Consider the following 12748-nt stretch of genomic DNA (forward strand, 5'->3'; position numbering starts at 1 on the left):
CGAGGGGCCTGTTCTTCAGGCGCCGCACTGACTCGTTCGTGTGTGGTTCAGATGGCGGTCGTGCCGCCGTCGGCGACCAGTTCCAGGCCGTTGACGTAACTGGAGTCGTCGGAGGCGAGGAACAAGGCGACGGTGGCGATCTCTTCGGGACGGCCCATCGTTCCGCGGGGGATGAGGGACTCGAATGCGGCTTTGGTCGCCTCGTCGAACAGTTCTTCCTGTTTGGCGGTGGCGACCTGGCCGGGGGTCAGGACGTTGACCCGGATCTTGCGGTCGCGCAGTTCGTTGAGCCAGACGCGGGTCCAGGCCTGCTGGACGGCTTTGCTTCCCGCGTAGAGGCTCCAGCCGGGGAAGGCGCCGAGGGAGGCGTTGGATCCGGTCATGAGGATCGAGCCGTTGTCGTTGATCAGTGGCAGTGCCTTCTGCACGGTGAACAGGGTGCCGCGCGCGTTGAGGCAGAAGGCGCGGTGGAACTGCTCCTCGGTGATCTCGCCGAGGACGGCGGGTTCGCCCATCCCGGCGCTGGCCCACAGCACGTCGATCGAGCCCTTCTCCCGCTTCACGGTGTCGTACAAGCGGTCCAGGTCATCCAGATCGGACGCGTCACCCTGGACAGCGGTGACATTGCGGCCGATCAGCTTGACGGCGTCGTCCAGCGCTTCCTGCCGCCGGGCCTGGATGAAGACGTGCGCTCCTTCCTCGACGAACAGCTTGGCACCGGCCAGTGCCATGCCGGTGGATCCACCGGTGATCACCGCTACCTTGCCATCGAGCTTTCCCACGGTCGCACCTTTGAATTGATGGGTTTCGGAAACAGGAACGGAAGAGGCCCAGTTCTTGATGTGCTCATCCCGGTTTTGGGCTCTGCTCTAAAATACCGATCCGGAATTCTTTTACCGAGTTCTCTCGGCCTCACGAACGATGCCATCGGCCTGAGCGGACATCCAAGACCTGTTTCAGCCGTGGTGATACCTTCGAGGCATTGCCGGACCGGGAGGCCCCATGGATCTGGATCTGCGTAAGCTGCGCTACTTCGTCGCCGTCGCCGTCGCCGACAGGCTGCACTTCGGCCGCGCCGCCGATGAGCTGCACATCGCGCAGCCGGCGCTCAGCCGGCAGATCCGCGCGCTCGAACAGGATCTCGGTGCCCCCTGTTCACCAGGGACAGCCACGGAGTGACACTGACTGTCGCGGGCCGGCAACTGCTGGACGACGCCGGTCCGCTGCTCGCCTCCGCGCACGCGGTCCGGCGCCGGGTGTCCGTGGCAGGACGCGCCGGCCGGCGGCTGGTGGTCGGCTTCCGGGCCGGCATCCCGGTCATCCCGGCGACGCGAGTGTTCGAGGCCCGGCATCCGGACGTGGTCGTGGACGTGCAGCGAATGGAATGGGACGACCAGGCCCCGATGCTGGTCGACGGCCGCGTCGACGTCGGCTATGTGCGGTTGCCCATCGACGAGGCCGGCCTGCGCCTGACTCCGCTCTACACCGAGCCCCTCATGGTGGTGCTGCCCGCCGATCACCGGCTGGCCGGCAAGGATGAGGTCATCGAGGCCGAGCTGGCCGGTGAGCCGCTGATCTGGCACGCCGACGCGAGCACGCAGCCCACCAGGCGCCCGCACCCCGCCTCCGGGCTCCGGGTGCGCGGGGTGGAGGAGAAGCTCGAGCACGTCGCGGCCGGCCGTGGCATCTCGTTCGTGGGGCGTTCGGAGACCGTGTTCTTCTCACGTCCGGACATCAGCTACGTGCCCGTCCCGGACCTGGCGCCCGACCAGATATTCGTCGCAATGGCGGCGTCGCGCACCTCACCGCTGGCCGACGACTTCTTCGCCGCGGCTCAGGCGACGGCCGAGATCACGGCAGAATGCGGTAATTACGAAATGTGGCAGCGTGCGGCCGACACCGCTGCAAAGCGCGGTTGAGCAGTTCGGCTGACAACAACCGGATCCGACCTCCAGTACCCGCAAGCGAGAAAGCCCGCTGACCTGGGCTTCCACCCAAAGTCAGCGGGCCGGTTCAAACCGTCGGGACGACACGATTCGAACCTGTTACCCCCCTTGCCCCCAGCTACGAGTTCACGATCATCCGACCTGCGGAAAACACGACATTCCGCACAGTTGGACGCAGTCGATGATTGATCAAGTACGTTGACCGCCATTGGCGGCAGGCGCGAAGATCCACTCCTTCTCGGAGCCACCGAGCACCCGAACCCTTGACACCCCATGCCGTTCAGTGCAGTTGGGCGCCGTTGCGCGATCTTCAACTCCCTGCCGTGAGGTCGGTACATCGTCTCCGGCGAAAGTGCAGGACTGAACCAGCAGGGTGCGCACCACCATCGGCATCGCCCGCGAGGTGCCCTACGTCGCTTCGGCGAGTCGCCGCCTGCCCGGTGTTCATGCCCGTGCGGCCATCTCTCGAGGCTGCGACACCCGACCGTGCGTCAGGAATCTCGACACAAGGTGCCGCGCAAACATGTGATTGTCAACTGGTCGGCCGAAACGAATCATGTCTCCTATTGAGTGCCGCCTTCAGGATCCGGAGCGGAGTTGCCAGCGTGCACCGGCGGCACTCGATGCACGACTTGCCCAGGAGGCTCAGCTGACTCGACCGGTCGGACACACCGAGTGAGCACTCCTACGACCGAATGCCGCAACGGCGCATGGTTGCCAATAGAGACACATTTTGTAACGCTCGACTTGGTTACAGTAGCGGCCCTGGCGCCGCACGGCCGGAGCAAGTCTCTACGAACACCGCGTCGTACGCGGAGACCCGCGAAGCGACAACCGCACCGCATTCCGCAACCCGGCAGAGGACTGCGTAACCGATCAGTCTCCATCGCTCGAGGGATGGTCTTTCGGTGGCTAGCGCGCCTGCCCCGACCCTTCCTGAACCCGAGGTACGTGTCCGCATGGTCCGCCGCTTCCGACGTACCGCCGAAATAGATCCGGCCGGCCACCTCACCGGCCAGCCCGACAAGCAGCACTGCGGCGCCAGCCGGAAAGAGCGTGTGGCGGCCGAGTACCTTGAGCAGACCAGCCTTCTGGACGCCGACACCCTCTTCGAGCGGGAGCCGCGGGTACTGACCGAACGACTCCATGACAAACGGCGAGTGGTGACGACGGCCAGAAACCGTCGCCACCACTCACGAGCGCTGTTTGATCTCCTCAGCTCGCTTTGCGGCGGGTTCGCAGTATCACGCCCAGTGCGGTGAGAACGGCGACAGCGGCCACACCACTCAGCACCCAGGTCAACCACGCGTTGCCGCCCGCTGCCGCGCCGGCAACCTCAGGCCCTGACGCCCCCGCCGACGGCTGCGCGGCCTGGGCCTGCTTCTCCGCGGCAGCCGCTGCCGCATCCAGAACGAGTACGGCGGCAGGGAACTCCGGCTCCTTGGCGCCGGTCTCCGGTTCGTTCCACTTCACCACGGTCCCGTCCGAATAGGTTTGGACCACGTCGAAGCTCAGGCTGGGCTTCGCGGGCAGGGGTCCCACCCCCAGCTCGAAGTACCGGCTTTCGTCGGGCTTGATCTCCTTGCCCGCTTCCGCCGTCCAGACGACATGGGTGACGTTGTCCTGGCCACTCTGGTTCTGCGTGTGCGTCCATCCCCCGACCGTCGGAAACGACGTGGCGACGACGTCTTTCGGCAAGGCGACGTCCACACGGACCGTGGTGACCGACGCCAGTTCCGAAGGAACACGGAACTTGAGGATCGCCGCCTGCCCCGCTACCGCACCGTCAGAGAAGACCTTGACGTGCGCGGATGCCGTGCCCGCCAACGCCAGCATCGTGGCGACGAGCGCGCCCAGCACGGTTGTCGCCGCACGGGCCCCGGTCCGAGCAGAGAGTTCCCTGGTCTTCATGTCACCCTCAGCAGCAGTCGCAGTAGAGGAGGTCTGCCGTGTCGACGCGACCGTCAGGAACATCGGAACCGCCGGCGCCGCCACCCGAGCCGTGGTGCGAGGACTTGCTCGTCGCCAGCGCGAGGGTCTGCTGGGTCGCCTTGCCCTGCGACTCGATCGCGATGCGCTGCCCGCGGAAGTCGGCGAACGCCAGCACCTGGGGCGCGGAACCCGAGGCGTCGGTGGTGAACGAGACGATCGGGGTCCGGTGTCCCCAGCGATCCACGGAGAACGCCTGATAGGTGTTGGACGGCTCCAGGTCACGAGCCTGCATCTGGATCATGTCGAGCCCACTGACCCTCCTGACGGTGGCCTCCAGGACCCGGCCCTTGTTCTCGGGGCGCATGGGGTCGCCCGGCCTGCCGTCGGGAAGAACGGTGTCCACGTTCCGGGGAGTGCCACCAAGTCCCTGCTTGCCGAGGCCCGGCGCCGATCCCGCGGGAGCCGCGTCCGGAACGTAGACCAGGGCCTGCGGCTCCTGGCCCACTCCGATGGTGGCGGTCACCTTGTTGGTGGCGGTGTCGATGACGTCGACCTTGTCGGACTTCTCCAGACCGACGTACACCCTGGTGCTGTCACCACTGGCCCAGACGCCGTGCGGCGCGTGCCCGTTGTTGCGGATCTCGGTGACCACCTCGGGGACGCCGCTCGCGGTGCGGCGATACACGACGGTCTTGTCGAGCCCACCGACGGTCAAGTACGCGAACGAGCCCTTTGCGGTGTCGGCGAACGCGGGGTGGTTGGTGTCCGGCCCCGTGCTGAGCACCGTGGTGACCCTGCGGTCGACCAGGTCGACCACACTGATCTTGCCGAAAGCCTTGTGCGACGCCCACAGTTCCTTGCCGTCCGGCGAGATGGCCTGATCTGAGGAGAAGGTGCTGCCGAGACCGGTGATGCGGTCGACGACCTTGCGTGACGCGACGTTGATTACGGTGATCTCGGCCAGCTTGATGTGGTTGACGTAGGCGAGCTTGCCGTCCGGGCTCAGCAGCACCTTCGACGGCCCCGCCCCCACCGGCAGGTTGGCGAGCACGCCGCCGCGCTCGGCGTCGGAGATCGTGACCGTGTCACGGCCACGGTTGGCCACCCAGAACTCCTTGCCGTCCGCGGTGAAAGTGCCTTCGTGCGCGGCACGGCCGACGTCGGTCTGGTTGAGCACCTTGTTGGTGGCGGTGTCGATCACGGTCACGGTGTTGCTGGTGACGCTGACGACGCCGAGCCGCTTGTGATCGCGGGTGTAGGCCAGCCCGTGCACGCCTGTGTTGTCCAGGTACTGCGGGCTGAGGGCGGCACCCAGCCGCTGGGCGCCGAGGGCGATCGTACCCAGGGTGCTGTTCGTGGACGGATCGATCACCGTCACCGTGTTCGAGGTCTGGTCGGCGGTGTAGACGCGATCTCGACCCGAAATGGGAATGGGAGCCTGCTTACCGCTGTCCGTTGTGGCGGCGGTCGTCGACGGGCCGGCGGCCTGCATCGGCTCGACCTTGGCGAAGGCCACCGCCCCGAAGGTCGCGGCACCCAGACACAGGAAACCAGCGGCCACACCTGCCACATGCCGAGAAGAAAGCACGAAAGATCCTCCATCACGGGAGAATTGGGCGCACTCCGGCCACGAAAGCGACATTGCCGTGTTCCCGGCCGGTTGTTCACCATGCGCGTTGACGCGAGGGATACGCACCCAGGGGGAGGCAGTGTCCAAAGGAGAACGTGTGGCCCACGCCACACTCAGTGCTCGCGCTGTTCGAACGCGCTCGGCTCTTCGTTGGACAACCGGGACACCAAGCCGCCGAAGTGTCGCGATGCGTCAGCCTGGTCGTGCCATCGGGAAGTGCGCTCAGCCCTTCGGAGCCACCGGCAACCGCGCGACCTGACGACCGTCCGCGTCGCGCACCAGGAGCGCGGTGATGGAATCACGAGTCATCGCCGTGACCATGTACGCCCGGATAGGCCCCGGACCTTCGGCGCGCACGCTGCCCGCAGACACGCTCCGCCCCTCGGGCCCGACCGTCACCAGGTGGTAGGTCTCACCGTGCCGCAGACCATTGAGCATGATCGGCACCTCGGTGCCCCATGGCTGCGACACCATCAGACCGTCGCGCTCCAGTGCGATCTGCTGACCCGGCGAGGAGCCGGACACCATCACGACACTTCCCACCGCCCCGGCCATCACCAGCACCAGGGCGGCCGCGGCGAGCACGAGCCGCCGGGCCCTCCGTGTTCCCCTCACGGCCTTCAGTTCGGCGTCGATCCGGGTGCCGAGCTCCGGAGAGGGGGCCGGTGGCCGGTGACCCTCGGCATAGGCGAAGGTCGCCACGACCTCCCTGATCTCGGTGACCGCTCGCGCGCACTCCGAGCAGGAGGCGATGTGGAAGGACAGCTCGGCGGTCAGCGGACGCCCGAGCATCACCAGCTCCGCGGCCTCACCGCGGGCCTGCAGGCAGCGTTCGTTCATCGCACGAGTCCCCCGTTCTCCTCCAGGATCAAACGGAGCGCACGGATGCCGTAATAGAGCCTGCTCCTCGCGGTGGATGCCGGAATGGCGTGTTCGGCAGCGTAGTCGGCACAGGTGCGGCCTTCCACGTGTACGGCCAGGACGATGTCACGATGGGGATCGCTGAGTTTGTGCATCGCCTCGTCGAGCTGGATCCCCACCAACAGGCGATCGAAAGGGTCGTCCGTTCGCTGCGTCGACTCCGCGTCGGTGGGCACGGGACGGCTCGCGCGCCGCCGCGTCGCGTCGATCACGAGATTTCGCGTGATACCGAACAACCACGTCCGCAGACTGCCGTGTTCGGGGTCGAAACGCCCGCTCGCGCGCCAGGCCCGCACGAACGTCTCCTGCACCACGTCCTCGGCCAGGTGGCGGTCGTCAAGCGCGTTGAAGGCGAAGCCGAACAGCTGCCCGCCATACCGCGCGTACGCCTGCCGGACGTCGCCCTCGCTGCGAATGGACTCGGCGAGGACGGCGCCGTCCTTGGACCGTCGTACCCACACCGCGCACACCTCGTCTCTTCGTATGCCGGGGTTACGCACGCCGGCCGCGAAGTGTTGAAATGGACACTGACCTCCACTGTGCTCCTCACCACAGGGTGGAGCATCCGTACGTCGATCAGGCGAGGGCGGTGACTGCCGTGGGCATCGGCTGGCTGGTCACCCACGGCCTTGGCACCTTCTTCGGTCGGGTCACCGACCGGATCCTCGCCGAGCACAGGCTGTCCGTGCGCCCGGCTTACCGATCGAGCGCGCGACCGAGGATGTGGATGTTGCGCACCACCGTTGCCTCACCTCGTTCGTGGAGAGCGATGAGAGGTCGATATGGCGTCGCTGGTGCGTGGCGAGGACGCGCCCGGAGCTCCAGCTCCCATCCGTCGTGTCGAGATCCGTGGTAGGGCAACGAGCGGAACCCGGTGGTCGGGTCAAGTCCGGCGCTCACCACTTCGGGGTCGAGCGCCTCGAGCCACGGTGCACCGGTCACGGTGGGCACGTGGTGCTCCAACGACAGCGACCGCGTGGCGGCAGTAGCGTTCCAGATCGGACTCCCAGTCCGCACTCGGTACTTGGAAGGCGATGCTCGTCGTGATCGCCTACAGGTTGTCCGAGTAGAAGTCAGCGAGTCGATCGACGGCAGCGTCGACGTACTCGGGTTCGTCGTACATCTCGTAGTGACCGGCGCCCTCGATCACCATGAGATCGACCGGGTTGGGTGCCAGTTTCCAGAGCTGCATGCCGTTCTCGTAGGAGCCGGTGTTGCCGATGCGTCCCGCCAGAATGACCTGCAGCGGCTGCGTCATCAGCTGATCCACCAGGTGAAACGCATCGTAACCCAGGAGCAACGAGTCGCTACGGGAAAGGCGGCGGTTCGTCGAGTGTTCGTTCCTGCCCCGTTCCGTGCGGTAGAACGTGATCGCCTGGGTCGTGTCGATATCGGTCAGCCCGGCCGCGACCGCATCATCCAAGGTGTCGGGCAGCCAGTTCACGCGGCTCAGCTCACCGGCGCGGGTTTCCTCAGCGCGCGCGCCGGCCAAGGCGTCGAGCGCGGTCACCGGGCCCTCCGGCTGGAAGCTGCGGAACGCCGAGCCGATGTTGCTCGCAACGACCGTGCCGACCGCCCTGATGCGGTGGTCCGTGCGGGCGGTGTGCACCGCGTAGCCGCCGCCGGCGCAGATGCCGAGGACGCCGATGCGCTCCGGGTCGATGCCGGGGATCGTGCTGAGCGCGTCGATCGCGTAGGAGATGTCCTCACCCCGGCGGTACGGGTCCTCGAGGTCACGAGGCTCGCCACCACTTCGCCCCTGGTAGGCGGGGTCGAACACCAGCGCCGCGATGCCCCGGGCGGCGAGCCGGGACGCGTAGTTCGCGCCGATCTGCTCCTTCACGCTGCTGCCGGGCGTGGAGAGCACCACCGCGCGGAGCGGCACGGACGCATCGATGTCGTCGGGCAGGTGAAGGTCGGCCACGAGCTCGATCGGCCCGCGCGGGATCGTGATGTGTCGGAGCATCCGATGGCACCTCTCGCGTATGTTGTTCGAGAGCCAGCCAGTACAAACCGTTCATTAGTACAAGACTGAACTAGTTCCAAACTGTACCACTCGGAGGGGCTTGCATGTCGGCTGACGCCGCCCAGCTGTGGACGCTGAACCATCGTCTGCTGACCGTCGTGATGGACGCCTGCAGCGCCGAGCTGGCCGCACTCGGACTCGAGACGAAGGAGTTCTTCGTGCTCGCCGAGGTGGCCGCGTCGCCGTACCCCGCCGAGCTGGCGACGACGCTGATGATCCCCAAGGCGAGCGTGACGGTCTACGTACGCAGCCTCGTCGCAAAGGGGTTCATGCGACGCGAGATCGACGACGCGGACCTGCGCCGGCACCGGCTCGCGCTGACCGCCGAGGGCGAGGCGGCGCGGGACCGCGCACTGGCAGCGCTCGCGACCGAGTTCGACCGCAGACTAGCGAGGATCGCGCCTCGCGATCGGACCGAGCTGCAGCGGATCCTCCTGGCCCTGCTCGAGCCTGCGCAATAGCTCTCCCCGCTCCACCAGGTGTTCATCGTTCCGCCGAAACCGGTGGCGATGAACGCTCCCCAGCCGAACGCGACCAGCAGAAGGGAGACGGGAACGCGGCGGAACCGTTGCATGCAATGCGCCAGTCCGAGCGCGTAGACGGTCGTCGGAACGCACGCCACAACTGCCACCACCCAAACCGCCGGCTTGGTGATGAGCGGGATGACCGGCAGGGTTTGGATGACGAAAGGGGCGAGGAGTACCACCGCCAGCACGCGGCGGTATCGGCGAGCAAGAACGTCTCGTCGCCGACCGCGCCGCAGATGCACCACCGCGATCGCGGACAACGCCACCAGCAACAGCCAGCAGGGCGGAAATGACAAGTACGTGAGCACGAGCATGAACTTGGCGAGTGCTTCCAGGTTGGTGTCGTTCTCCAGCCGGCGTGGCAGAAGGACGGTGAGCAGGAACGTCAGGGCGACCACGCAGTGCAGCGCGAGCACAATCAGCAACGCGCGCCGCCCCCGGCCCAGGGCCTCCTGTGCCTCCTCTGGCGTGGTCTCGTCGCGTGCGAACGCCCGCAGCAGGTCTCACCTTCGACGGGCCACCGACCTGCGGCGGTGAGGCGGTGCACCCGAACGAGGTGTGCGTGGACTTCTCCGGCCGCCGCTATGCCGTCGACTACGAGACCATGCTCGAGGCGCAGAAGGAGTCGGTCGGGATCACGGCGCTGTGGCGCGCGGGCATCCCGGGGATGCTCGGCGCGGTCGCTCTGGCCCTCGCCGTCTGGCGCCGCATCTCGTCCGAGCAGACGATGACGACGCGGGATGCGTTCCTGAACGTGCTGGCGTTCGTCACCGTGCCGTTGCTCGTGGTCGCTGCAGTGCTGCAACTACTCGGCGCACGGCTTGGGTGGACGTGGGCCTCTCCGGTGGGCATTCCCGGCCTGTCCCAGGGGGCGCTGACCGCGATCGTGACACTCGCGATCACGTTGTACGTGCCGTTCGCCTGGAGCGACGAACGTCCATCGGCTGAGGCACCGGCCCAACCGCTCCACGAACGGGAAGCGGAGTACGAGCGGGTCCGCGCACTGGAGCGGGCCGCCGAAGCCGAACGCCAGCACGCGAAAGCTGCGAAGCAACGCGAGAAAGCCGAGCAGCGGGAAGCGCGTGAACCGAGCGCGAGGCCAAACGGGAGGCGTCACGCCGGTCACGGCAGAACCTCAGCGACCCGACCAGCGACCTGTGGATCGATCGCCGGGCACAGATCAGCCCCGAGCCCGCATCGAACGCCCAAGTGCTGCCGCACCGAATCATCGGCCTGACCGGGCTGGCCACCATGCTCGCAGCGCTGTGAGCGACAGCTGGTGGGCGTGCGGACTCGGCATAGGCGGCCTGGTGCTGGTGTCGTCCCGGCCGGCAAGCAGGCCGCCGACCGTGAACACCGCAATGCTGTGGGGCACCGCCGCAGCGCTCGGGTTCGGCGTCGCGATGACCCAGCTCCTGCCCGTTCAGCCATTGAGCTGGACCTCGCTGCTCACCGCGGCCGTGCTGGGCTACGGCTCGTACTACAAGATGCTGAGCGTCAGCTACGCTGCGGAAACACCCAGGCTCAGTCACATCTGGTGGCACCTGTCCAGCGTGCTCCTCGTGCCTACGGCGGTGCTGCTGGCACTCAGCGCGACGATCAGCGGCACAGTCGAGGCCGTGGTAGCCCCAGGTCGCTGCGGGAGGCGCACTGCTGGTGGCCTTCCCGTTCCGCGAGAACTTCCCGACGCGGTGGCAGGCTTTCCGGCGCGCGTTGCTCGGCCTGTTCCTCGTGGCCGGCGTGGTGATCGCAGTGCTCGATGCCACCTCGGCGGCCTGGATCTTCGGTGGTGTCGTGGGACTGGGGACTGTGGTGAGTGCGGTGTTGCGACCCAAGACGAAAGCTGCTGTACCGGTCGCCTGAATCAGCCTCGCTGCTCGACCTCAAGGGCCAGCGGCACACGACCTCAGGTGCCCGAGCGTCAACTGATATGCAGGCGGCGCACGCTTGGAACGCTGGTGTCACGACACCGTCCAGATACGGCGTCGACAACAATCGACCCCTACGACGACCACGCGGCCGAGCCCTCCGAGCAGGTGCCGGTCATCCACTTCGGACACTGAATGGAATGTCGTCGCCGCTCCACCAATCCGGCTGACCCGAACAAGCCGGTCGAAGTCCGGGGCAACGGCCCACGTTCAGGTGACGAACACCAGCCAGCCCGTCACCGTCACGCTCGCGAATCCCTTGGGCGGCAACACGGAACGTGACAGCCTCACCCACTCGGTGTTCACGACCGGGTGTTCGCGACTACAACTATTGTTTGGATCTCAATGATGCCGTACTCCTGGCTTTGCACGTCGGCACTCCGCCACGTCAAACGGGAGGTCAGTCATGGGCCAAGGTGTGACCACAGTCGTCAAGATTCTCGCGCCGATCGCGTTGGAGGCGCTTGCGAAAGCAGCGGAAGCCTTGCTCGCCGGCGCCGCCTACGCCGACAAGAGAGCGGCAGCTCCAGCGGCAGCAGCAGGTGATGACGACGGCAGCATCATCACCACTGACACGTGGCAATACTGCGAAACCAACTTCGCATCCCAGTACGGCTACTACTACGAAGGTCTGCGGTCGCAGCCGACGACCGGTGACCTGCCCATCGCCGCGGCCGAGGACATCATCGTCTGGGACAAGAACAACGGAGTCTCCGACATCACGACGTACCTGCAGACCGTGTTCAAGGACTCCATCGCGCCGTCGGACTCGATCGAGCTGTCGCAGAACCTCGGTCAGGTGTTCACCTCCCGGTTCAAGGAGGAGTCGCTGGAGTGGACGCCGTTCTCGAAGCGCTACAACTTCCCCGACGGCCTGATCGTCGACTGCTACATGGTCACAGCCGCCGCGCACGACGTGGAGAACAACCCTGCCGGCGTGGCGAGCTACTGCTTCGTCGCGTACAACCACCGCGCCAAGTAGGCGGGCGACGATGCCGCTCATCTACCGCGGAATCCTGCTCGACCAGAACACGAACCTGCCGGTGACCGGTGACGCTGTCGGTGATCAGCTCGGCGTCCGCGACGACGACGTCGTGACGTTTCTCTACAACAACGTTCCCTGGGTCTCGCCGACCAACGCCGGGACCGCACAGGGGACTTCCGTGTCGCCGGGAACCGGGTGCAACCTGCCCGCCCACCGGCGGCCCAAGGGTCCGCCGTGGAACGGAACCAACAACAAGCCGGCGCTGAGGGTGTGGCAGCTCAACACGGCCGCGCTCATCCCCAACGAGCTGCAATACGTCGCGGACCCGCTCGACCTGACACACGGGTTCCTTTCGCCTGCCGGGCAGATGCCGCTACAGGAGTACCGCGACTACGTGCATTCCACCGCGAACCTGTGGACGATCGCGGCTACGCCCGCTCAAGCGTGCGTGACTGCGGAAGGAGCGCCGGTGAACGTCGAGGAACGGGCCGCGCTGATGGACGCCACAGCGTCCGGCGGCGACGTCGAGAACCTCGTGGCGGAGCTCAAGTCCGCCAACGCTGCCGGGACGGGCCGCGCCGCCCTGATAGCCGAGCTGACCGCGGGCGTCGACCGCGCCGAGGATGACGATGCGGCCGAGGTGCTGCGCACGGTCCTCGACCGGGTCACCGGTTTCTGCGGTGCCCACGCCCGGATCGACCTGACGGACTAGCGGTGTGAAGTGCCGGACCGCCTCGTGCCGATCGTACTGGGCGTTCCGGCACCCAGCCACGCCGCGAAGACCGCATGGTCCGCCGGGAGTCCACAGTGGATCTGCTGTGCGGTCCGTGCGGGTGAACCCGACCGAGCCCGT

General features: G+C 66.8%; 13 protein-coding genes. 7 read left to right on the forward strand and 6 right to left on the reverse strand.

Going from position 1 to position 12748, the window contains the following annotated elements:
* Window positions 1-47: 47 nt before the first annotated feature.
* Window positions 48-782, reverse strand: coding sequence for an SDR family NAD(P)-dependent oxidoreductase (locus tag ACRSBM_RS26265; RefSeq protein WP_434447022.1), 735 nt, complete (start codon window positions 780-782; stop codon window positions 48-50).
* Window positions 783-1002: 220 nt separating this feature from the next.
* Between ACRSBM_RS26265 and ACRSBM_RS26270 the strand changes: the two genes are divergently transcribed.
* Complete coding sequence (locus ACRSBM_RS26270; RefSeq protein WP_434447024.1) at window positions 1003-1179, forward strand: helix-turn-helix domain-containing protein; 177 nt, start codon at window positions 1003-1005, stop codon at window positions 1177-1179.
* On the forward strand, window positions 1176-1919 hold the full coding sequence (locus tag ACRSBM_RS26275) for a LysR family substrate-binding domain-containing protein (protein WP_434447026.1): 744 nt from the start codon (window positions 1176-1178) through the stop codon (window positions 1917-1919). The genes ACRSBM_RS26270 and ACRSBM_RS26275 overlap by 4 nt, the downstream gene beginning before the upstream one ends.
* A 1242-nt stretch (window positions 1920-3161) precedes the next feature.
* Here ACRSBM_RS26275 and ACRSBM_RS26280 read toward each other — a convergent pair.
* From ACRSBM_RS26280 to ACRSBM_RS26300, 5 genes are all read right to left on the reverse strand, one after another.
* Complete coding sequence (locus tag ACRSBM_RS26280) at window positions 3162-3806, reverse strand: DUF1775 domain-containing protein (protein WP_434447028.1); 645 nt, start codon at window positions 3804-3806, stop codon at window positions 3162-3164.
* 58 nt (window positions 3807-3864) lie between these two features.
* A complete protein-coding gene (locus ACRSBM_RS26285; RefSeq protein ID WP_434447030.1) occupies window positions 3865-5394 on the reverse strand; it encodes a beta-propeller fold lactonase family protein in 1530 nt (509 codons plus the stop codon).
* Between the two features lie 336 nt (window positions 5395-5730).
* On the reverse strand, window positions 5731-6348 hold the full coding sequence (locus ACRSBM_RS26290; protein WP_434447032.1) for a hypothetical protein: 618 nt from the start codon (window positions 6346-6348) through the stop codon (window positions 5731-5733).
* Window positions 6345-6890 carry a sigma-70 family RNA polymerase sigma factor gene (locus ACRSBM_RS26295; RefSeq protein ID WP_434447034.1) on the reverse strand — a complete coding sequence of 182 codons (546 nt, stop codon included), beginning with the start codon at window positions 6888-6890 and terminating at the stop codon, window positions 6345-6347. Before ACRSBM_RS26295 ends, ACRSBM_RS26290 begins: the two co-directional genes overlap by 4 nt.
* Window positions 6891-7480: 590 nt before the next feature.
* Window positions 7481-8395 (reverse strand): alpha/beta hydrolase, encoded by a 915-nt coding sequence (locus tag ACRSBM_RS26300; protein ID WP_434447036.1) that lies wholly within the window; start codon window positions 8393-8395, stop codon window positions 7481-7483.
* Between the two features lie 104 nt (window positions 8396-8499).
* Between ACRSBM_RS26300 and ACRSBM_RS26305 the strand changes: the two genes are divergently transcribed.
* The 5 genes from ACRSBM_RS26305 (at window position 8500) to ACRSBM_RS26325 (ending at window position 12607) form a co-directional block, all read left to right on the forward strand.
* Window positions 8500-8916, forward strand: a complete 417-nt coding sequence (locus ACRSBM_RS26305; protein WP_434447038.1) for a MarR family winged helix-turn-helix transcriptional regulator — start codon at window positions 8500-8502, stop codon at window positions 8914-8916.
* 547 nt (window positions 8917-9463) lie between these two features.
* Window positions 9464-10219 carry a hypothetical protein gene (locus tag ACRSBM_RS26310; protein WP_434447040.1) on the forward strand — a complete coding sequence of 252 codons (756 nt, stop codon included), beginning with the start codon at window positions 9464-9466 and terminating at the stop codon, window positions 10217-10219.
* Between the two features lie 419 nt (window positions 10220-10638).
* Window positions 10639-10845, forward strand: a complete 207-nt coding sequence (locus tag ACRSBM_RS26315) for a hypothetical protein (RefSeq protein WP_434447042.1) — start codon at window positions 10639-10641, stop codon at window positions 10843-10845.
* A gap of 471 nt (window positions 10846-11316) precedes the next feature.
* Entirely contained in the window at window positions 11317-11892 is a 576-nt protein-coding gene (locus ACRSBM_RS26320; RefSeq protein ID WP_434447044.1) for a hypothetical protein, read from the forward strand.
* A 10-nt stretch (window positions 11893-11902) separates the two neighbouring features.
* Complete coding sequence (locus ACRSBM_RS26325) at window positions 11903-12607, forward strand: hypothetical protein (protein ID WP_434447046.1); 705 nt, start codon at window positions 11903-11905, stop codon at window positions 12605-12607.
* The last annotated feature ends 141 nt before the right edge of the window (window positions 12608-12748 follow it).

The sequence above is a fragment of the Lentzea xerophila genome, assembly GCF_051094245.1.
In the GTDB taxonomy this organism is placed as follows: Bacteria; Actinomycetota; Actinomycetes; order Mycobacteriales; family Pseudonocardiaceae; genus Lentzea; species Lentzea xerophila.

What these genes read in the sequence shown, in the direction of transcription:
- ACRSBM_RS26270 (WP_434447024.1), top strand. Translation starts at nt 1,003, where the DNA reads ATGGATCTGGATCTGCGTAAGCTGCGCTACTTCGTCGCCGTCGCCGTC.
- ACRSBM_RS26290 (WP_434447032.1), bottom strand. Translation starts at nt 6,348, where the DNA reads ATGAACGAACGCTGCCTGCAGGCCCGCGGTGAGGCCGCGGAGCTGGTG.
- ACRSBM_RS26300 (WP_434447036.1), bottom strand. Translation starts at nt 8,395, where the DNA reads ATGCTCCGACACATCACGATCCCGCGCGGGCCGATCGAGCTCGTGGCC.
- ACRSBM_RS26305 (WP_434447038.1), top strand. Translation starts at nt 8,500, where the DNA reads ATGTCGGCTGACGCCGCCCAGCTGTGGACGCTGAACCATCGTCTGCTG.
- ACRSBM_RS26320 (WP_434447044.1), top strand. Translation starts at nt 11,317, where the DNA reads ATGGGCCAAGGTGTGACCACAGTCGTCAAGATTCTCGCGCCGATCGCG.
- ACRSBM_RS26325 (WP_434447046.1), top strand. Translation starts at nt 11,903, where the DNA reads ATGCCGCTCATCTACCGCGGAATCCTGCTCGACCAGAACACGAACCTG.